The 20,425-nt window shown below is 69.8% G+C and carries 19 protein-coding genes; 3 read left to right on the forward strand and 16 right to left on the reverse strand.

Annotated elements, in window-relative coordinates; genetic code table 11:
* Positions 1–30 precede the first annotated feature (30 nt).
* From M3M27_RS11920 to M3M27_RS11975, 12 genes are all read right to left on the reverse strand, one after another.
* Complete coding sequence (locus tag M3M27_RS11920; protein WP_434025767.1) at positions 31–1,944, reverse strand: CocE/NonD family hydrolase; 1,914 nt, start codon at positions 1,942–1,944, stop codon at positions 31–33.
* A gap of 113 nt (positions 1,945–2,057) precedes the next feature.
* Positions 2,058–3,314, reverse strand: coding sequence for a glutamate-5-semialdehyde dehydrogenase (locus M3M27_RS11925; protein WP_434025768.1), 1,257 nt, complete (start codon positions 3,312–3,314; stop codon positions 2,058–2,060).
* Between the two features lie 114 nt (positions 3,315–3,428).
* Positions 3,429–4,583, reverse strand: coding sequence for a glutamate 5-kinase (gene proB, locus M3M27_RS11930; RefSeq protein ID WP_434025769.1), 1,155 nt, complete (start codon positions 4,581–4,583; stop codon positions 3,429–3,431).
* Positions 4,584–4,596: 13 nt separating this feature from the next.
* The gene (locus M3M27_RS11935) at positions 4,597–4,854 is read right to left on the reverse strand and encodes a YciI family protein (protein ID WP_140720468.1); all 258 of its coding nucleotides are present in this window, start codon (positions 4,852–4,854) and stop codon (positions 4,597–4,599) included.
* A gap of 135 nt (positions 4,855–4,989) precedes the next feature.
* Complete coding sequence (gene argH / locus M3M27_RS11940; RefSeq protein WP_140720466.1) at positions 4,990–6,288, reverse strand: argininosuccinate lyase; 1,299 nt, start codon at positions 6,286–6,288, stop codon at positions 4,990–4,992.
* 75 nt (positions 6,289–6,363) lie between these two features.
* Complete coding sequence (argC, locus tag M3M27_RS11945) at positions 6,364–7,338, reverse strand: N-acetyl-gamma-glutamyl-phosphate reductase (protein WP_434025770.1); 975 nt, start codon at positions 7,336–7,338, stop codon at positions 6,364–6,366.
* A gap of 144 nt (positions 7,339–7,482) precedes the next feature.
* A complete protein-coding gene (locus M3M27_RS11950) occupies positions 7,483–8,808 on the reverse strand; it encodes an acetylglutamate kinase (RefSeq protein ID WP_140720462.1) in 1,326 nt (441 codons plus the stop codon).
* A 34-nt stretch (positions 8,809–8,842) separates the two neighbouring features.
* Positions 8,843–9,940 carry an acetylornithine deacetylase gene (locus M3M27_RS11955; RefSeq protein WP_140720459.1) on the reverse strand — a complete coding sequence of 366 codons (1,098 nt, stop codon included), beginning with the start codon at positions 9,938–9,940 and terminating at the stop codon, positions 8,843–8,845.
* 7 nt (positions 9,941–9,947) lie between these two features.
* Positions 9,948–10,391 carry a GNAT family N-acetyltransferase gene (locus M3M27_RS11960; RefSeq protein WP_434025771.1) on the reverse strand — a complete coding sequence of 148 codons (444 nt, stop codon included), beginning with the start codon at positions 10,389–10,391 and terminating at the stop codon, positions 9,948–9,950.
* 146 nt (positions 10,392–10,537) lie between these two features.
* The gene (locus M3M27_RS11965) at positions 10,538–11,779 is read right to left on the reverse strand and encodes an argininosuccinate synthase (RefSeq protein ID WP_434025772.1); all 1,242 of its coding nucleotides are present in this window, start codon (positions 11,777–11,779) and stop codon (positions 10,538–10,540) included.
* 72 nt (positions 11,780–11,851) lie between these two features.
* Complete coding sequence (locus M3M27_RS11970; RefSeq protein ID WP_140720453.1) at positions 11,852–12,871, reverse strand: N-acetylornithine carbamoyltransferase; 1,020 nt, start codon at positions 12,869–12,871, stop codon at positions 11,852–11,854.
* Positions 12,872–13,258: 387 nt separating this feature from the next.
* The gene (locus M3M27_RS11975) at positions 13,259–13,786 is read right to left on the reverse strand and encodes a hypothetical protein (protein WP_140720451.1); all 528 of its coding nucleotides are present in this window, start codon (positions 13,784–13,786) and stop codon (positions 13,259–13,261) included.
* A gap of 360 nt (positions 13,787–14,146) precedes the next feature.
* On the opposite strand from M3M27_RS11975, the gene cysS reads away from it, so the two are divergent.
* The 3 genes from cysS (at position 14,147) to M3M27_RS11990 (ending at position 17,430) form a co-directional block, all read left to right on the forward strand.
* Complete coding sequence (gene cysS / locus M3M27_RS11980) at positions 14,147–15,520, forward strand: cysteine--tRNA ligase (protein ID WP_434025773.1); 1,374 nt, start codon at positions 14,147–14,149, stop codon at positions 15,518–15,520.
* Positions 15,521–15,748: 228 nt separating this feature from the next.
* A complete protein-coding gene (locus tag M3M27_RS11985) occupies positions 15,749–16,189 on the forward strand; it encodes a SufE family protein (protein ID WP_434025774.1) in 441 nt (146 codons plus the stop codon).
* Complete coding sequence (locus M3M27_RS11990) at positions 16,186–17,430, forward strand: MFS transporter (RefSeq protein ID WP_434025775.1); 1,245 nt, start codon at positions 16,186–16,188, stop codon at positions 17,428–17,430. Before M3M27_RS11985 ends, M3M27_RS11990 begins: the two co-directional genes overlap by 4 nt.
* On the opposite strand, the gene M3M27_RS11995 is transcribed toward M3M27_RS11990, so the two are convergent.
* The 4 genes from M3M27_RS11995 to cobA are packed head-to-tail and all read right to left on the reverse strand — an operon-like array spanning position 17,378 to position 20,390.
* The gene (locus M3M27_RS11995) at positions 17,378–17,764 is read right to left on the reverse strand and encodes a hypothetical protein (RefSeq protein ID WP_177497580.1); all 387 of its coding nucleotides are present in this window, start codon (positions 17,762–17,764) and stop codon (positions 17,378–17,380) included. The two genes, M3M27_RS11990 and M3M27_RS11995, sit on opposite strands and share 53 nt — an antisense overlap.
* Entirely contained in the window at positions 17,761–18,318 is a 558-nt protein-coding gene (locus tag M3M27_RS12000) for a molybdenum cofactor guanylyltransferase (RefSeq protein WP_434025776.1), read from the reverse strand. The genes M3M27_RS11995 and M3M27_RS12000 overlap by 4 nt, the downstream gene beginning before the upstream one ends.
* Positions 18,315–19,568 (reverse strand): molybdopterin molybdotransferase MoeA, encoded by a 1,254-nt coding sequence (locus M3M27_RS12005; protein ID WP_434025777.1) that lies wholly within the window; start codon positions 19,566–19,568, stop codon positions 18,315–18,317. Before M3M27_RS12005 ends, M3M27_RS12000 begins: the two co-directional genes overlap by 4 nt.
* A gap of 12 nt (positions 19,569–19,580) precedes the next feature.
* On the reverse strand, positions 19,581–20,390 hold the full coding sequence (cobA, locus tag M3M27_RS12010; RefSeq protein ID WP_140720440.1) for a uroporphyrinogen-III C-methyltransferase: 810 nt from the start codon (positions 20,388–20,390) through the stop codon (positions 19,581–19,583).
* Positions 20,391–20,425: the final 35 nt, after the last annotated feature.

A 20,425-nucleotide genomic window follows, 5' to 3' on the forward strand; every position in this document is an offset into this window, starting at 1 on the left:
CGTTTTTTTGTGCCCGGGCTCCGCCCTCCCTCACAGCACCGGCAACTCGATGAAGCTCGCCCGCTCCGGCGTATGCCACACGCGCTGCGTGGCCTTGCGGTAGTCGCCGGGCTTGGCGAAGTAGATGTTCGGCACGTAGGTCTGCGGATTGCGGTCGTACAGCGGGAACAGGCTGGACTGCACCTGCACCATCACCCGGTGCCCGCGCTGGAACGTGTGGTTGGCGTTGGGCAGGTCGAAGCGGTATTGCAACGGCTGGCCGGCGGCGAGCGGCGCGGGATGCTCGAAGCTCTCGCGATAGCGGCCGCGGAAGATCGCCAGCGATACCGGCAGCTCGTAGCCGGCCATCCTGGGATCGGTCGCGTTCTCTTCGGGATACACGTCGATGAGCTTGACCACCCAGTCGCTGTCGGTGCCGCTGGTCGATGCCTGCAGGTTGACCTTGGGCACGCCGGCGATGCGCATCGGCTCGGCCAGCGGCTCGCTGACGAAGGTCAACACGTCGGGACGCCCGTCGACGAAGCGCTGGTCCTTGACCAGCCAGGTGGTCCACATGTCGCGGTCGCCGAAGCTCACTGGGCGCGGCGCGAACGGCACCGGCTTGGCCGGATCGGACACGTATTCCTCGTATTCGCCCTGCCCGGCCTTCGGCGCGTCGAACGAAAGCGCGCCGCCCGCGGCCAGGTACAGCGGCCGGGCCTTGGCCTGGCATCCCTTCTCGCAGCTCAGTGGCCACTTCTGCAGCCGGTTCCAGCGGTTGGCGCCGGTGTCGTAGACCAGCACCGGGGGCGTATCGGCCTTCGGCGCACCATCGACCAGATACTGGTCGAAGAACGGCTTGAGCACGTCGCGGCGGAACTGCAGCGCGGTGTCGCCGTCGAAGTCCAGCTCGCCGAGCGAGGCGCCGCCGTAGTTCACCTGGCTGTGGCGCCACGGCCCCATTACCAGGTAGTTGCGGTCGTTGCGAGCATCGCGGCCTTCCATCGCCTGGTAGCTGTGGTTGGCGCCGTACATGTCCTCCTGGTCCCACAGGCCTTGCAGCCACATCGTCGGCACCTTCAGCGGCGTCCTCGCCATCACCTTGTCGAGCGCCTGCTGCTGCCAGAATGCGTCGTAGGCGGGATGCTCGGTCAGCTTGTGCCACCACGGCAGCTGCTCCAGGCCCGCGGCCTTGGCGTAGTCCCCGGCCGAACCGGCGGCGAGGAAATTGCTGTAGTCGTCGCGGCCGGCGCGCGGGATCGACGTGCCTTTCCCGCGCTGGGTCAGCTGGCCGGTGAAGTAGTCGAAGTTGACCTGGCGGAACGCGCCGTAGTTGAGCCAGTCGTCGCCCATCCAGCCGTCGATCATCGGGCTTTCCGGCGCGGCGACCTTCAGCGCCGGATGCGGGTCGGTCAGCGCCATCACCACGGTGAAGCCTTCGTACGAGGAGCCGATCATGCCGACCTTGCCGTTGGACTCGGGCACGTGCTTCACCAGCCAGTCGATGGTGTCCCAGGCGTCGGTGGCGTGGTCGACCGGCGTGTCGTTGAGCGGCCCGCGCAGCGGCCGGGTCATGACGTAGTCGCCCTCGGAACCGTACTTGCCGCGGATGTCCTGGAACACGCGGATATAGCCGCCATCGACGAAGACGTCGTCGCCCTGCGGCAGCAGGTCCTTCATGTGCGGCGACAGCAGCCGCTCGGCGCGCCCGTCCGCGTTGTACGGCGTGCGCGTGAGCAGGATGGGCGCGCCGTGGGCGCCCTTGGGCACCACGATGACGGTATGCAGCTTCACGCCGTCGCGCATCGGGATCATCACCTCGCGCTTGACGTAGTCGTTGGCCGCGTCCGGTGCGACGAAAGGCTTGCCGGTGATGTCCGGCGTCATCGGCGAGGTCTGGGCGAAAGCGGCCGGGACCAGGACGGCGCAGGCGAGCGCCAGGGCGAGCGGGCGAAGAACGGGCATGGGCGGACTCCGGTGGGAACCTGCGGAGTCTAGCCAGTCAGAAGCGCATCGTTAGCGTGACGAAAGCCATAGGCGAGCGAGTATCTGCCTGTGGGAGCGGCTCCTACGAGACGCTACTGGATGTTGCGGGTCTGCCCTTCCCCGCGCACCACGAAGCGTTCCACCGTCAGCGCTTCCAGGCCCATCGGGCCATAGGAATGCAGCCGCGTGGTGGAGATGCCGATCTCCGCGCCGAGCCCCAGCTCGCCGCCGTCGGAGAAGCGCGAGGACGCGTTGACCATCACCACCGCCGAGCGCAAGGCCTGCACGAAGGCCTCGGCATTGCCGGCATCGCCGGTGGCGATCACTTCGGTGTGGTCGGAGCCGTAATGGCGGATATGGTCGATGGCGGCCTGCAGGCCGGGCACGACGCGCACGGCCAGTACCAGGTCCAGGTACTCGGCGGCGTAATCCTCGTCGGTGGCCGGCGCGATGCCCGGCACCAGCGCACGCGTGGCGTCGTCGCCGCGCAGCTCCACCTTGTAGCCCCGCAGCGCCTCGGCGGCCCTGGGCAAGAACGCGGGCGCGATGTCGGCATGCACCAGCAGCGTTTCCAGCGAATTGCAGGCCGCCGGGCGCGACACCTTGCCGTCCACCAGCAGCCGCACCGCCAGGTCGATGTCGGCCGAGGCGTCCACGAACAGGTGGCACACGCCCTTGTAGTGCTTGATCACCGGCACGCGCGCATGCTCGGCGACGAAACGGATCAGCCCCTCGCCGCCGCGCGGGATCGCCAGGTCGACGATGTCGTTGAGCTGCAGCAGCTCCAGCATGGTCTCGCGGCGCAAATCGGTGACCAGCGTCAGCGCGGCCTCCGGGACACCGGCCGCGGCCAGCGCCCGCTTCAGCGCCGCGGCGATCGCGGTATTGGAATGGATCGCCTCGGAACCGCCGCGCAGGATCACGCCGTTGCCGGCCTTGATGCACAGCGCTGCCGCGTCGGCGGTCACGTTCGGGCGCGCCTCGTAGATCATCGCTATCACGCCCAGCGGGACGCGCACCTTCTGCACGCGGATGCCGTTGGGGCGCACGTCCTCACGCGTCACCAGGCCGACCGGATCCGGCAGCGCCGCGACCTCGCGCAGCGCGGCGGCGATGCCGGCCAGCCGCTTCGGGTCGAGCGCCAGGCGATCCAGCATGGCGTTGCCGGTGCCCTTCTCGCGCGCCGCATCCAGGTCCTTCGCGTTGGCGGCCAGGATCGCATCGGCATCGTCCTCCAATGCCGCGGCCATCGACTCCAGCAAGGCCCGCTTGGCATCGGAAGACAGCGTGGCCAGCGTCTGGGCCGCGTCGCGGCATTGCAGGGCGAGGGTCTTGATGTCTGAGGTCATGGGAATACCCGGAATCGTTCCAAGGGGAGCAGCTGCGGTGGCGGGAGGGACTTCAGTGCCGGCCGACATTATCGAAAAAGCGTCGGGACTGGAGTCCCGCCCACGGGGGAACCATCACAGCAATACCAGGTCGTCGCGATGGATCACGTTCTCGCCGTAGTTGTAACCGAGCAGCGATTCGATGTCGCGCGAATGCCGGCCGGCGATGCGGCGGATGTCCAGCGCGGAATACTGGGCGACCCCGCGTGCCAGGCGTTGCCCGCCCTCTTCGCTCACCCGCACCTCGACCATGTCGCCCCGGCGGAAGTCGCCTATCGCGCCGAGCACGCCCCCCGGCAGCAGCGAAGCGCCTTTCTCGCGCAATGCCGCGGCAGCGCCCGCGTCGACCAGGATCGCGCCCGGTTCGACCGGCGCATGCCGCAGCCAGTACTTGCGCGCGGCGATGCGGGTGCTCGCCGCGCGGATGCGGGTGCCGCGCAGCCGGTCCTGCGCCAACCCGCGTACCACGTCGCTGCTGCGGCCGTTGAAGAGGTAGGTCTCGATCCCCGCCGCGCCGGCCTTGGCCGCGGCCTCCAGCTTGGTGCGCATGCCGCCGGTGCCGACCTTGCTGCCGCTGCCGCCGGCCATCGCCAGCACCTCGCCGGTCAGCTCGGGCACGTCCTGCATCGGCCGCGCCTGCGGGTCGGTGCGCGGATCGGCGGTGTACAGCCCGTCGATGTCGGTGGCGATGAACAGCGCATCGGCATCGACCAGCGCGGCGACGATCGCCGCCAGGTTGTCGTTGTCGCCGAGCTTGAGTTCGTCCACCGACACCGTGTCGTTCTCGTTGACCACGGGCAGCGCGCCGAGCGCCAGCAATTCGGTCAGGGTGGCGCGCGCGTTGAGATAGCGGCGGCGGTTGCGCAGGTCGTCGTGGGTCAGCAGCACCTGGGCCACCGGGCGCTCGAAGAAGCGCTGCCACAACGCGATCAGCTGCGCCTGCCCGAGCGCGGCCAGGGCCTGCCGCGCCGCCATCGCCGCGCCGGCTTCGGCCGCCCTCGGCAGGATCGCGCGCCCGGCCGCGACCGCGCCGGAGGAGACGATCACCAGTTCGCGCCCGGCCGCCAGGTTCGCCGAGACGAACTGCGCCAGCCCCAGCGCGAAGCGCGGCGTGAGCCCGCCGCCATCGGCCGCCAGCAGGCTGCTGCCGACCTTGAGCACCGCGCGCCGCCACGGCGGCAACGGTTGCTCGGCGAAGCATGCGGCGGCATGGGCGGTGGCGTCGGTCATGGCGTTTCCCGGCTCAACGAGCGTTCCATTCGTGCACGGTGAGTTCGGACGAACCGCGCACCGCCAGCGGATCGGTGGCGACGATCGCCCGGGCCTCGTCCAGGCTGCCCACGTTCTTCAGCACGTAGGCGCCGCCGCTCTTGTCGCTGAAGCCGCCGGTCAGCACCAGCAGCCCGCGTGCGCGCAGGTCGTCGAGAAAGGCCTGGTGCGGGGCGACGACGGCTTCGTCGAAGTCCGGTTTGCGCATGGCCAGTACGAGATAGTGCTTCATCGAATCGTTTTCCGTAGATCAATCGATTTTTGTGGGAGCGGCTTTTTGTGGGAGCGGCTTCAGCCGCGATCAGGTTTTACTGGCAAAGCCTCATCGCGGCCGAAGCCGCTCCCACAAAAAACCGCTCCTACAGGGTCAAAAGCTCAATGCATCCCAACGTGCCCGCAGCGCGTCGAGCTGCAGGTCGGCGGCCGCGCCCGGCGACACGCGCGCGGCCAGGCTGCCTTCCGGCGTGCGTCCCTGCCCCGCCGTGTCGGAGGCGGCGGCGGCGGCCTTGTAGGCCTCGCGGAACGGCACGCCGGCGACGGCCGCTTCCACGGCGACGTCGGTGGCGTACATGCCCGAGTCGATCGCCGCGCGCAGCCGGTCCTCGCGCCAGTCGAGGTTGGACAGCAGCGCCGGCAGCAGTTCCAGCGCGGCCAGGCCGCGGCCGAAGCCGTGGAAGATCGCGCCCTTGCTGGCCTGCAGGTCGCGGTGGTAGCCCGACGGCAGCGACAGCAACTGCTCGATCTCGGTGCGCGCGGCCGCGACGCTGGCGTGCGTGGCGCGCATCAGCTCGATCACGTCCGGGTTGCGCTTGTTCGGCATGATCGAGCTACCGGTGGTGTACTGCGCTGGCAGCGCGACGAAGCCGAACTCGGCGCTGGTGAACAGCGACAGGTCCCAGGCGATGCGGCGCAGGTCCAGCGTGGCGCTGCCGAGCGCCTCCAGCGCGGCCAGCTCGAACTTACCGCGCGAGAGCTGCGCATAGATCGGCGAGACCTGCATGCGCGCGAAACCGAGCGCGGCGGTGGTGTGGCCACGCTGCAGCGGCAGGTTGACGCCGTAGCCGGCGGCGGTGCCGAGCGGATTGCAGTCGACCAGGGCGAGCGTGTCGGCCGCGCGGATCGCGTCGTCGATGAAGGCCTCGGCCCAGCCGGCCCACCACATGCCCGCCGAAGACACCACGGCGCGCTGAATGTGGGTATAGCCCGGCACCGGCAGGTCCTTCTCGGCGCCGGCGCGGTCCAGCGCGACCTTGGCGGCCTCGCGGCTCAGCTCGAAGACGCGCTTGAGCTTGTCCTTCAGCCACAGCCGGGTAGCGACCAGGATCTGGTCGTTGCGGCTGCGGCCGGTGTGGATCTTGCGGCCGGCATCGCCGAGGCGCTCGGTGAGGCGGAACTCGATCGCCGAATGGCAGTCCTCGTACTGCTCGTCGAGCACGAACGCACCGCTGCGGTAATCGCCGGCCAGCGCGTCCAGCTCGCGCAGCAGCCCGGCCAGTTCGTCGGCGGAGAGGATGCCGATGCGCTGCAGGCCCTCGGCATGCGCCTTGCTCGCGGCGATGTCGTAGAGGAAGAACTCGCGATCCAGGATCACGTCGTCGCCGGCCAGGAAGGCCTGGATCTTGGCATCCACGGCAACGCCGGGTTTCTGCCAGAGGAGATTGCTCATGGTTTTTTTCTCGGGATTGGTGATTCGGGATTCGGGATTGGCGAAAGCGGATCCGCTTCGGCGGTGAGAGGGCGCTTACGAATCCCCAGCCGCCGATCCCGAATCCCGGATACTCATCAGCTCGTCCAATCCCAGCGCACGGTTCAGATTCTGCATCGCCTGGGTCGCCGCGCCCTTGAGCAGGTTGTCCAGGGTCGACACCACCACCACGCGCTTGCCGTCCGGCGCCATCGCGAACGCCCCGATCTGCACTCCGTGCCGGCCCGCGACACGGCTGACCCAGGGCGCCTCGTCGATCACCTCCACCAGCGGCTCGTACGCATAGCGCGCCTCATACAGCGCCTTGACCTGCTCGCGCCTGCGCGGCTGCTGCAGCCACAGGTTCACGGTCATCGTGATGCCGCGGAAGTGCGGCGCCACGTGCGGCATGAACTCCACCGGCACGCCCAGATGCGCGCTGACCTCGCGCTCGTGCATGTGGTTGGTCAGCGAGTACGGCATCAGGTTGTCGCGCAGCAGCTCGACGTCGTTCTTGTCCGACGGCGTGGTGCCTGCGCCGGAGTAACCGGACACGCCGAAGCACTGCGGCGGGCCGGCCAGCTGGTCCAGCAACGGCGCGATCGCCAGCTGCATCGCGGTGGCGTAGCAGCCCGGATTGCTGATGCGCTTCTGGCCGGCGTAACGCTCGCGGGTCAGCTCCGGCAGCCCGTAGTACCAGCCCGGATCGAACCGGTAATCGGCCGAGAGGTCCACGATCACCGTCTGCGGCGCGGCGTTCTCCAGCGCCTCCACGAACGGCGCGGCCTTGCCGTTGGGCAGCGCCAGGATCACCGCGTCGGCGCCCTTGGCCGCCACCGCGTCGGCGTCCAGGTTCTCGAAGCGCAGCTCGCCCGCGTAGGCGGCGTTGTGCTCGGCCACGCGCCGGCCGTCCAGCTCGCGCGAGGACACGAACGCCAGTTCGATGCGCGGGTGCGCGGCGACCAGCTTGATCAGCTCGCTGCCGGTGTGGCCGCGCGCGCCGACGATGCCCAGGGTGTATTGCTTGCTCATGCGTGTGCTTCCAGGCGGGACGGCACGCGGCGGGCCACCGCCGCGCGTCCCGCATCGAGGGTGGAGAAAACCGCGGCGGCGCATGGGCGCCACGCGATCGCGCGGGACGCCCCTGTGCTCGGCGGCAGCCGGCCCGGTGCCATCTCAGCCCACCAGCGTCGGCTGCCGCGTCGCGCAGTGCGCCACGCAACGCTGGATCTGCTCGAAGTCGTCCATCCCGTACCAGAACACCTTCCATTTCTCCTGCTTGAAGCAGCCGTCCGACTCGGCGTAGTAGAAGATGTTGACCTGGTTGTTGTGGCGAGAGCGCCAGAACAGGTCCGGGGTCTCCTCGCGCATCACGTTCCAGACCGCGCGCCCCAGGCCTTCGCCCTGGGCGTCGTCGAGCACCGCGAACTTGTCCAGGTACACGCCCTCGGCCTCGTCGGTGAGGATCACCGCGGCGCGGTAGTTCTCGCTGACGTAGGCGCGCAGCAGCCGGGTCCGCTCGAAGTAGTCCGGCAGCAGCTCGCGCCCGAAGCTGGATTCGACCAGGTTCTTCAGCCGCGGCAGGTCCAGCTCGTTCCACGCGGTGGCGCGCAGCACGCGCTCGCCGCGCCGCACCAGCGTGCCCGAGCCCTTGTGGGTGAACAGCTCCTTGGCCAGGTCGGCCGGGCGCGTGATCGAGACCGACGACTCCAGCGGCAGCTTGTCCAGCAGGTCCTTGATCTGCTCGATCTTGACCTTCATGCCGCCATGGATCCACGGCTGCTGGATCAGGTGTTCGTACTCGGTGGACAGGTTGATCGAGTCGATCACCTTGCCGTGCTCGTCGAGCAGGCCGCCGGTGCCGGTCAGGAAGATGATCTTGTACGGCTGCAGTTCGCGCACCAGCTCGTTGGCGGCGAAATCGGCGTTGATGTTGAGGATCTGGCCGCTGGCGGTCTCGCCCAGGCTGGTGATCACCGGGATCGAGCCGGCCTTCAGGCTGGCCTCGATCGGCGCCAGGTTGACCGCCTTGACCTCGCCGACCAGCCCGTAGGTGGCCTGGTCGAGGTAGCCGGCCTCGAACACGCCGCCGGTGATCGAGGTCGCGCGCGCGCCGTTCTGCTGCAAGGCCTCGACCAGGCGCAGGTTGGACGCCTGGAACACCTTGCGCACGATCGCCAGCGCCTCCGGCGAGGTCACGCGCAGGCCGTTGACGGTCCGCTTCTCGATGCCGGCCGCCGACAGCTCCAGGTCCAGCTGCGGGCCGGCGCCGTGCAGCACGATCGGCGTGAGGCCGACTTCCTGCAGGAAGGTCAGCGAGGACGTCAGGTCCTCGAGCTCGTCGCGCAGCACCGCGCCGCCGACCTTGACGACGGCGAAACGCTTGGCGTCCAGCTGCGAGAAGCGCTTGAGGTACTGGCTGATCTCCTTCGCGCTGGCCATGCTCGAAAGCAGGCGCACGATGGTCTGGCGGGTCTGTTTGGTGGCGGCGGGCAGCGACATTTCGATGTTCATGCGGATGGAGGAAGGACGCGGCTCAGCCGGCGCCGTTGATGATGCGGTGGACCGACGCGGCGTAGCGCTGCAGTTGCTCCAGCGTCACGAACTCGTCGGCGGTATGCGCCTGGGCGATGTCGCCCGGGCCGTAGACCAGCGCGGTGTAGCCGCCGGCCGAGAACAGCGAGGCCTCGGTCCAGAAATCGACCGCGTTGCCGATCGGCAGCTCCAGCGCGTCGGCGACGTCGCGCGCGGCCAGCCGGCGCTCCTCGGCACGCGCAATGTCGCCGGACGGCAGGCTCGGGCCGCGGAAGGTTTCCTCGAAATGCGCCGCGGCCGGCTCGGCGAAGCCGGCGAAGGTCGCCAGCAGCGCATCCACGTCCATCGACGGCAGCGGCCGGAAGCCGAAGCGCAGCTCGGCGGCCGGCGCGATCATGTTGGCCTTGATCCCGCCCTCGATCCGGCCGATGTTGAAGCGCAATCCGGTCAGGCCGCCGAAACGCGCGTGCGCCAGCGACTCGACGTGGTCCAGCGCGCGATCGCCCCAGCGGATCGCCTGGTGCAGCGCGCTCGCCGAAGGATCCTGCTTGCCGGACGCATGGCCGGCGCGGCCGGCGAACTTCATCAGCACCGAACTGATGCCGCGATGCGCCAGCACCGCCTCGCTCATCGTCGGCTCGGCCACCAGCACCGCCTCGTAGGGGATGCCGCGCGCCAGGAACGCCGCGATGCAGCGCGGATCGTTGGCCTCCTCGTCGGATGAGAACAGGAACGCCGCGTCGCCGTCGCCGGCGTTGGCCGCGGCGATCAGCGCGGCGGCCGCGCCCTTGATGTCGCACACGCCCAGGCCGACCACGCGGTCGTCGAGCCGGCGCATCGCGTGCGGGTCGGCGGTCCAGGCCGGCGAGTCGGGCACCGTGTCCAGATGCACGTTGAACAGATACTTCGGCTTGCCGCGCACCGCGTACAGGCTGACCGCGCCGGCGCCGTGGTCGACCACCTCGACCGCGAACCCCGGCAGTTGCCCGCGGATGTAGTCGAAGATGCCATCGGTCCCGATCGCGCGCGGCGGATTGCGGGTGTCGAAGGACACCAGCTTGTCCAGGTGCGCCAGGGTGTGTTCGAGCAGTTCGGTCATAAGGGGATCAGTGGGCCGCGTCGGCGGCCTGGTAGATGTCGGGACGCGAGATTTCCATCAGCGACTGCGGCCTGGCCGGCGCGGCGAAACCGAACTGCGCGTACAGCCCGTGCGCGTCGGAGGTCGCCAGCATGAAACGGCGCAGGTCCTGCAGGCGAGGATGCGCCATGATCGCGGCCACCAGTTGCTTGCCGTAGCCACGGCCGCGATGCTCCGGCAGCACGAACACGTCGGCGAGATACCCGAAGGTCGCGCCATCGGTGATCACCCGCGCGAATGCCACCTGCCCCGCGCCCTCGGCATAACCGCCGAAGCACAGCGCGCCGTCGATGGCGCGCTCCACCGTCGCGCGCGGGATGCCGCGGCTCCAGTAGGCTTCGGTCGAGAGGAAGCGGTGGACCAGGTCCACGTCCAGCTCGTGCTTGTCGGTGCTGATGCGTAACCGGCTCATCTTCCAGACCAGACGAAAATGTTCCCTTCCCCCGCCTGCGGGGGAAGGTGCCCGAAGGGCGGATGGGGGCGACTTCTTGCCGACATAGGGCCCTCATCCGGCGCTGCACGCCACCTTCTCCCGCGAGCGGGAGAAGAAAGCGGGCTTCAGCGGTTGACCTGCGCGTACAGCGTCGAGCTCATCCCGAACAGCTTGATGAAGCCCTCGGCCTCTTCCACGCCCCAGTCGGCCGATTGCGCGTAGGTCGCGCCCTTGGCGTTGAGGATGTGCGGCGAACGCACCGCCACCGCATCGACGCGGCCGCCCCGGGTCTCCAGCACCACCTCGCCGTTGACCTTGGCCTGCGAGGACTTCAGGAACGCCTCCAGGTCGGTCTTCAGCGGATCGTGGTAGAAGCCTTCGTACACTAGCTCCACCCACTTGCGCGCGACGTCCGGCTTGAAGCGGTTCTGCTGCTTGGTCAACACCGCGTCCTCCAGCGCGCGGTGCGCGGCCAGCAGCGAGACCAGGCCCGGCGCCTCGAACACGATGCGGCCCTTCAGGCCGATCACGGTATCGCCGGTGTAGACGCCGCGGCCGACGCCGTACGGGGCGAACAGCTTGTTGAGCCTGGCCAGGATCTGCTCGCCCGGCAGCGCCTTGCCGTCCAGCTCGACCGCCTCGCCCTCGACGAACTTGAGCGTCACCGTCAGCGGCTCGACCGGCCACGCGCTGCGCGGCGCGCACCAGCCGCGCGCGCCCTCGCCCGGCGCTTCCCACTTGTCGATCTCGCCACCGGACATGGTCACGCCCAGCAGGTTCTCGTTGATCGTGTAGGCCTTCTGCTTGGCGCGCACGCCGAAGCCGCGCTCCTCCAGGTACTTCTGCTCGTAGGCGCGGGTCTGGGTGTGCTCCTTCTGGATCTCGCGGATCGGCGCCACGATCCGGTAGTCGCCCTGCGCCTTGACCGCCAGGTCGAAGCGCACCTGGTCGTTGCCCATGCCGGTGCAGCCGTGCGCGATCGCGTTGGTGCCCAGCTCGGCGGCGCGCTTGAGCACGGCATCGACGATCAGGTAGCGGTCGGACACCAGCAGCGGATACTGGCCCTGGTAGCCCTCGCCGGCCCAGACGAACGGCTTGACGAAGCCGGCCCAGATCGCCGGGCCGCCGTCGACGGTGACGTGGCTGGCCACGCCCAGCTCGGCGGCGCGCTTCTCGATGAACTCGCGCTCCTCGTCGTCCACGCCGCCGGTGTCGGCGAACACGGTGTGCACGTTCCAGCCGCGCTCCTGCAGGTAGGGCACGCAGAAGCTGGTGTCGAGGCCGCCACTGAAAGCAAGCACGATGTGCTTGCTTTCGTGATTGGCGATTGGTGATTGGTGATTCGAAGAAGCGGTTTGCTGCGACATGGGGGTATCTCTCTACGATTGAACAGTTAAGGGCAGGAGTCGGGCTTGCCTTTACGAATCACCAATCCCGAATCACGAATCACGGCCGCGCACCAGCGCGGCCATGATCGCCTTCTGGACGTGCAGGCGGTTCTCGGCTTCTTCGATGGCGATGCAATTGGGTGAATCCATCACCGCGTCGGTGGCCTTGACGTTGCGGCGCAGCGGCAGGCAGTGCGAGAACACGCCGTTGTTGGTCAGCGCCATCTTGCGTTCGTCGACGATGAAGTGCTTGTACCGGTCGCGGATCGGCTTCTCCGGCTCCCAGTTGCCGAAGTACGGCAGCGCGCCCCAGCTCTTGGCGTAGACCACGTCGGCGCCGGCGTAGGCGCTGTCGATGTCGTGGCTGACCTGCAGCGAACCGCCGCTCTCGGCGACGTTCTGCCGGGCCCAATCCATGTAGCGCTCGTCCAGGATGTAGTCCGGGGTCGGGCACAGCAGGGTCACGTCCATGCCCAGGCGGGTGGCGATGGTCAGCGCCGAGTTGGCGACCGCGGTGTTGAGCGGCTTGGGATGGTAGGTCCAGGTCAGCACGTACTTCTTGCCGCGCAGGTCGGAGGTGCCGAAGTGCTCCTGCAGCGCCAGCGCGTGCGCCAGCTCCTGGCACGGATGGGTGATGGTCTCCATGTTGATGACCGGCACCGGCGAGTACTTGGCGAAGGACTTCAGCACGATGTCCTCGCGGTCGTACTTCCAGTCGACGAACTTCGGGAACGCGCGCACGCCGATCAGGTCGACGTAGCGGCCCAGCACCCGGGCGACCTCTGCGATGTGCTCCTCGGTGTCGCCGTCCATCACCGTGCCCAGGTTGAACTCGATCGGCCACGCGTCCTTGCCCGGCTGCAGCACCACCGCATGCCCGCCCAGCTGGAACGCGCCCAGCTCGAAGCTGGTGCGGGTGCGCATGGACGGGTTGAAGAACACCAGCGCGATCGATTTGCCCTTCAACTCGTTGCCGAGCCTGTTCTGTTTGAACAGCGCGGCCTGGGTCAACAGCGCGTCGAGTTCGGCGCGGCTCCAGTCCTGGGTGTTCAGGAAATGCTTGAGGGACATCGATCGATCCTTTGTTGCGTGGGGCCGACGCGGCTGCGGCGGGTGCGCGGGATGCGCGGTTTTATTGCGGTTGAAACCTTGCCGGCCCGAAAACGAAAAAACCCAGCCTCAGGCTGGGTTTTCCGAACGGACAGCACGACGCTCCGGTTACCCAGCGGAAATGTGGGGTTCCGGTCGACGCGCGCGCGAGGTCATGCCGGAGGCCATCCGGGCGGCGCTGGTGTCGTGCTGGTAAGCGGTCGGCTTCATAGGGCGCGAATCCTCGCACGCATGGCGGGCGGGCGCAAGCGCCAGCCGGATCTCTTCACATGGAAACGCGGCTCTCGGAGGGGCTCGCCGTTCAAACCCCGGCGCATGGCTGTGCCGTGCCCTCGCGAGGGACTCGCCCTACCGCGCCGGCGCCAGGATCGCGTCGGGGATGTAGGGCGTCACCGACACCCGCACCCGCAGCCGGTTGCCCGGGTCCTCGGGCAGGCGCGAGCGGTACTTGGTGCCCTTGTAGACATAGTCCACGTCGTAGGCGATCGGCCGGCGGAACTCGCGGGGGACTTCGACGATCTTGCAGTTGCGCCGGGTGCTGGTCGGCGGCGGGGCCGGCGACTGCGCCGGCTCGGGCGTCGTGGGACGCTTGCTGAAGATGTCCTTCACCGAATCCATCATCCGCGAGAACCGGCCCTCTTCGGCCGGCGCCTGCCTGGCCTGGACCTCGGGCTCGGGTTCGCACTGCTCTTCGGTGCGCGTCGCGCGCAGGGTCTGGTAGACCGGCTCGACGTTGAGCACCTGCGCGTAATCCAGCTTGACGTTCTCGACCACCACCACCCGGTTCTTGACCGCATCGTCCTGCCCCGCCGCCCAGGCGCAAAGCGGTAGGCAGGCCAGCGAGCAGAGCATGAGGAGCAGGATGGAAGAACGCATCAGCACCGGCAGGCGGATGTAAGTAATTCCTTAAGTGTAGGGACGGACCCGCGCCCGGGGCTGAACGCCACCCGTCCGGGGGCACCAACCCGGCGCGGAGTGTGCTATGGCACGGCATCGCGACGGCACACGCCGGGACCAAGGGGAAACGAGCCGCTCCTCCACGACCGTGCGACTACGGTGCGGACACGCGCGGCGGTCCGCGGGTTGGAAGATCCCCAACCTGGCCGCGCGGCTCGTCCCGGCGGCCAGGCCGGCCTGCCCCCGCAGGGCTCCGGGCCCGGCGCGAACCGCTCCGGGAGCGATGGCATGCCCCAGCCCCTTCCCTGAGCGTAGAATCGTCGGGCTTTTCCACCCCCGATGCCGATGAGCCTGCGCCTGCACAACAACCTGACGCGGCGGGTCGAACCGTTCGCGCCGCTCGATCCCGCCTGCCCCACGATGTACGTCTGCGGGCCTACCGTCTACAACTACGTCCACATCGGCAACGCCCGCGGCCCGGTGGTGTTCGGCGTGCTGGCCGCGCTGCTGCGCCGGCGCTACGGCGCGCTGCGCTACGCGCGCAACATCACCGACGTGGACGACAAGATCAACGCCGCCGCCAAGGAACAGGGCGTGCCGATCTCGGCGATCACCGAGCGCTTCGCCGCCGCCTACCGCGAGGACATGGCGGCGCTCGGCGTGGCCCCGCCGGACATCGAGCCGGAAGCCACCGCGCACATCCCGCAGATCGTGGCGATGATCGAGGGCCTGATCGAACGCGGGCACGCCTATGCCGCCGAGGGCCACGTGCTGTTCTCGGTCGCCAGCTTCGACGGCTACGGCAAGCTGTCCCGGCGCGATCCGGAGGAGATGCTTGCCGGCGCGCGGGTGGAAGTCGCCCCCTACAAGAAGGACCCGGGCGACTTCGTGCTGTGGAAGCCGTCCTCCGACGACCTGCCCGGCTGGGATTCGCCCTGGGGCCGCGGCCGCCCGGGCTGGCACATCGAGTGCTCGGCGATGGCCGCCGCGCACCTGGGCGAGACCATCGACATCCACGCCGGCGGCGTCGACCTGCAGTTCCCGCACCACGAGAACGAGGTCGCGCAGAGCGAATGCGCCCACGGGGGCAAGACCTTCGCGCGGTTCTGGCTGCACAACGGCATGCTCAACTTCGGCGGCGCCAAGATGAGCAAGTCGATCGGCAACATCGAGCGCGTCCACGACCTGGTGCGCAAGCATCCGCCCGAGGCGCTGCGCTACGCCCTGCTCTCCGCGCACTACCGGCAGCCGCTGGACTGGTCGGACGCGCTGATCGAGCAGTCCAGGAACACGCTGGACCGGCTCTACGGCACCTTGCGCGACCTCGCCGGCGCACCGGCCGAGCCCGCCATCCCGGCGTCGGTCGAGGCGGCGCTGGACGACGACCTCAACACTCCGCAGGCATTGGCCGAGGTCGCCCGCATCGCCGCGGAAGCGCGCAAGGCCGAGGACGCGGAAGAAAAGGCGCGGCTGAAGTCGCAACTGCTGGGCGCAGGCCTTGCGCTCGGCCTGCTGCAGCAGGCGCCCGAAGCCTGGTTCAACCGTGGTGCCTCCGGCGAGGACGACGCCCGCATCCAGGCCTTGATCGACGAGCGCGCCGCCGCCAAGAAGGCACGCGACTTCGCCCGCGCCGACGCGATCCGCGAGCAGTTGGCCGGCGAAGGCGTTGTGCTGGAGGACACGCCGCAGGGCGTACGCTGGAAGCGTGCTTGAAGCTGTTGCCTTCTCCCCCTGGGAGAAGGTGCCCCGCGGGGGCGGATGAGGGTACGGGCGAAGCCTAGTGCAGTTCAGCAGTAGGGGCTGCGCCCTCGTACCCTCACCCCCACCCGTGCACCGGCCCGCGCCACTGGCGCTCCCGGGCACGCACGCCAGTGGCGCGCAAACCGTGCCTTCTCGCCCCAAAGGGAGAGGGGCCCAGATCGCAAGATTCCGAGTTTTCCAATGACCGATTCCCCCTTCCCGCTCGAACCCACCGCCGCCGAGGCCCAGGCCGCCATCGCCGAGGAATTCTCGTTCTTCGGCGACTGGTCCGAGCGCTACCAGTACCTGATCGACCTCGGCCGCAAGCTGCCCGCCTTTCCCGACGAGTGGAAGACCGAGGAACACCGCCTGCACGGCTGCCAGTCGATGGTGTGGATCGTGCCGGAGGGCAACGCCGAGCGGCTCGTGTTCCATGCCGTCAGCGACTCGGCCATCGTCTCCGGGCTGATCTACCTGGCGCTGCGCGTCTACTCCGGGCGCAGTGCGGCGGAGATCCTCGCCACCGAGCCGAGCTACATCGCCGACATCGGCCTGTCCAAGCATCTCTCGCCGACCCGCAGCAACGGCGTGGCCGCGATGTTGGGCTTCATCCGCGATACCGCCCAGGCGCAGGCCCGGTGAGCGGGGCGGCCCCCGCCGACGGCGGCATCCGTGGCCTGCTCGCCCATCCCGGCTTCGTGCTGGTGCTGGCCTACCGCATCTGCGGCATGCTCTCGTACCAGATCGTCGCGGTCACGGTCGGCTGGCACATCTACCAGATCACCGGCAACCCGTTCTCGCTGGGGCTGATCGGGCTGGCGGAGATCCTGCCGTTCTTCTGCGTGGCGCCGTTCGCCGGCTACCTGGTCGACCACCTGCCCCGGCGCCGGCTCGGCATGGCCGCCACGCTGGGGCTGGTCGCCACCGCCGCGATCCTGCTGGCGGTCGCCCGGGGATGGATCCCGATACGGGGAGTCTGGCCGATCTACGCGGCGATCGCGCTGACCGGCATGGTGCGCTCGTTCCTGAGCCCGATCTACAACGCGCTGTTCGCGAAGACGCTGCCGCGCGAGGCCTACGCGCGCGGCGCCAGCCTGGGCAGCGTGGTGTTCCAGGCCGGCATGGTGATCGGCCCGGCGCTGGGCGGCGTGCTGGTCGGCTTCGGCGGCAGTGCGCTGGCCTATGCGGTCGCGGCGGGCGTCGCGCTGGCGGCGATGCTGGCGTTGCTGTTGCTGCGGATCGAGGAACCGGCGCACTCGGGCACGCGCGCGCCGATCTTCCGCAGCATCGCCGAGGGCGCGCGCTTCGTGTTCTCCAACCAGATCATGCTCGGCGCGATGGCGCTGGACATGTTCTCGGTGCTGCTCGGCGGCGCGGTGTCGATGCTGCCGGCCTTCATCCACGACATCCTGCACTACGGGCCGGAAGGGCTGGGCATCCTGCGCGGCGCGCCCGCGCTGGGCTCGGTGCTGGTCGGCCTGTGGCTGGCGCGGCATCCGCTGCAGCGCAATGCCGGCCGGGTGCTGCTGTGCGCGGTGGCGGGCTTCGGCCTGTGCACGATCGCGTTCGGCCTGTCGCGGCATTTCTGGCTGTCGGCGGCGATCCTGCTGGCCTACGGCATGTGCGACGGCGTCTCGGTGGTGGTGCGCCAGACCATCCTGCAGTTGGCCACGCCGGACGAGATGCGCGGCCGGGTATCGTCGATCAACGGCATCTTCATCGGTTCGTCCAACGAGCTGGGCGCGTTCTACGACGGTACCATGGCGCGGCTGATCGGCCTGGTGCCGGCGGTGGTGCTGGGCGGCTGCGTGACCCTGGCCGTGGTCGCGGTCACGGCCTGGAAGGCGCCGAGGCTCCGCCGCCTCGACCTGCGCGACCTGTAGCGGGGGCTTGCCGCGGCAGGCGCTTGCGCGCGCTGTCGCGCACGTCCACCTCGAACGCCAGCGCGAGACCCTGGACCTGGTACTCCAGGCCGTCGCGGCACGGCAGCCGCGCGACGTAGGCTTCCACGTCCGCGCGCGGCAGGCTCAGGCGCCAGTGGCCGGCACCGCAGTCCAGCGCCGGCGCGGATCGCGCGCCCAGGACGAGGGACTGCACGAGCTCGCCGGCGCCGGGCAGCACCGTCCGGTTGACCGCCTCGGTCCCCGCCAGCAGGGCGGCAAGCTCGGCCTCGTCGATGCGGAAACGCACGCCCTGCCCTTGCATCTGTACTTTCATGCGCGAAGCGCCTCCCATTGCTCCGGGGTATTGCAGTTGGCCAGCGCGGCTTCGGCACCGGCGTCGAGCGCGAGTTCGGCGCATCCCAGCGCCTGCTGCAGCGCGCGCAGCGAACGTTCGCGTTCCGCGACCGCGACCAGGCGGTCCAGCGTCGCGCGGCTCGCCTCGTCCAGCCGCATCCGCATCGGCAGGCGCTGCCCGGAAAAGACCGCGCACTCGGCCGGCGCGGCCAGCAGGCGGCACAGCAGCGCGGTCGTCAGCCTCGGCATGTCCACCGGCACCACCAGCAGCGTTCCGTCCGGCAACGCCGCCGCGGCGCTGTGCAGGCCGCCCAGCGGGCCCAGGCCGGGCCGCCGGTCGGCGATCGCGTCGTACTGCGGATAGTCGCCGCTGACCACGACCCGATGCGCGCCGGCGCTGCGCAGGAGGTCCTGCATGTGCTCGATCAGCGGCCGCCCCTGCCAGTCCAGCCCGGCCTTGTCGCGGCCCATGCGCGTGGAACCGCCGCCGGCCAGCACCAGCCCGGTCCAGGCTTGCCGGTCCGGCAGGCTCATGCGTGCGACTCCTGGAACCGCACCGGCTGCCAGTGCCCGGGCCCGAAGACGTCCACGCAATCGCCCTCGGCGGCTTCGGCCACGCCTTCGGGCAAGGCCGCCCAGGCATTGGCGGCCAGCATCGGCATCAGCCGGAACGACTCCTGCCCCGGCAGGACGCCGACGCGCAGTTGTCCCCCGTCGTCGCAGCGCAGGTGCGCGCGCGCGTAGAAACGCAGGCCCTCGCGCTTGCCCACGCGCCCTTCCAGGCGCGCGCGCAGCGGCGTTTCCGCAGGCAGGCCGAGCATCTCGCGCAACGCCGGTTCGACGAAGAAGCGCGATCCCACCGCGCTGGCGACCGGGTTGCCCGGCAGGCCGAAGAACAACGGGCCTTCGTCCAGTTCGGCGAACAGCAACGGCTTGCCGGGCCGGATCGCGACCTTGTGGAAGCCGATCCGCGCGCGCCGGGCGCGCAATGCCTCGGGCACGAAGTCGTAATGCCCCATCGAGACCGCGCCGGTGCTCACCACCAGGTCCACGCCCAGCGCCAGCACGCGGTCGAGGATGCGCTGGAACGCCGGCGCGTCGTCGTCGACCACGCCGTGCCATGCCACGTCGGCGCCGGCCGCCTGCAATTGCGCGACCAGGAAAGGCCGGTTGCTGTCGCGGATCTGGCCTGGCTGCAGCGCCGCCGCCGGATCGGCCACCAGCTCGCGGCCGGTGGCGATCACCGCGACCCGCGGCCGCCGCCGCGCGGCCACCTGCGCCACGCCCAATGCCGCGAGCAACATCAGCTGCGGCGCGAGCACGCGCGTGCCGGCATCGATCACGGTACTGCCGGCGGCCACGTCCTCGCCGCGCCGGCGCAGGTGCTGGCCCGGCGTCGCCGGGTCCAGCAGCCGGATCGTCCCCGGGCCGGCCCCGGTCTGCGCCAAGACCTGCACGCGCTCCACCGGCACCACCGTATCGAGGCCGTCCGGCAACTGCGCCCCCGTCATGATTTCCCATGCGCCGCCGGTGGCGGCACGCCCGCGGTCGCCGGCCGCCTGGCGGCCGTCCACGCGCAGCTCGGTGCCCGCCGGCACCACCAGCCCACGGGCCTGCAGCGCGAAGCCGTCCATCGCGGCGTTGTCGAACGGCGGCAACCAAGCGCCGCTGACCACCGGTTCGGCCAGTACCCGGCCCTGCGCCTCGGCCGGCGCCAGCGATTCCGCCGGCATGCGCGGCGCGGCGCGGCGCACGATCGCCAGCGCTTCGTCGCAGCCGATCATCGGCGGTCGGCGTCATCGCGCCCGTGCAAGGCCTGTCCGGACCGCTCGTTCCTCGCCTGCAACTCCATCGTTCTCCTCCGATCGCATCGCCAGCGGCCACGCCTGCGCCAACGCGCCCCCTACCAGGATCACGCCGGGCGAGCCGGTGTCCAGCCCTTCGGCCAGCGCCGCCAATCCGTCCAGCGTGGTCAGGTGCGCCTGCTGGTCGGGCCGGCTGGCATTCTGCACCACCGCCGCCAGAGTGCTGCCCGGGAGATGCCGGCGCAAGCCGTCGGCCACGGCGCCGGCGCGGCGCATGCCCATGTAGATCGCCAGGGTGGTGCCGGTGGCGGCCAGCACGCCCCAGTCCGGCTCGCCATGGTCCTGGGTATGCGCCGTGACGAAGGTGACGCCATGGCAATGCTCGCGATGGGTCAGGGAGATGCCGAGCCCGGCGGCGGCGGCGAACGCCGCGCTGACGCCGTTGACGATGCGCACCCCGATGCCGGCGCGGCGCAGGAACTCGATCTCCTCGCCGGCCCGGCCGAACATCAGCGCATCGCCGCCCTTGACCCGCACCACGCGCAGTCCCTGCAGGGCATAGCGGCGCATCAGCCGGCAGATGAAGTCCTGCGGCGTGGAACGGCAGCCGCCGCGCTTGCCGACGCGGATCACCCGCGCCCGGGGCGCCAGCTCGACGATCTCCGGATCGACCAGTTCGTCCAGCAGCAGCACCTGCGCCGCGGCCAGCGCCTTGGCCGCCTTGAGCGTGAGCAGTTCCAGGTCGCCGGGGCCGGCGGACAGCAGCACGACCTCGCGCGGACGGGATTCGGTGATCGGCATGGCGTTATTCCTGGCGTAGGGGCTTGGACTTGGGG

The sequence above is a fragment of the Xanthomonas boreopolis genome, from assembly GCF_046529185.1.
GTDB lineage: Bacteria > Pseudomonadota > Gammaproteobacteria > Xanthomonadales > Xanthomonadaceae > Pseudomonas_S > Pseudomonas_S boreopolis.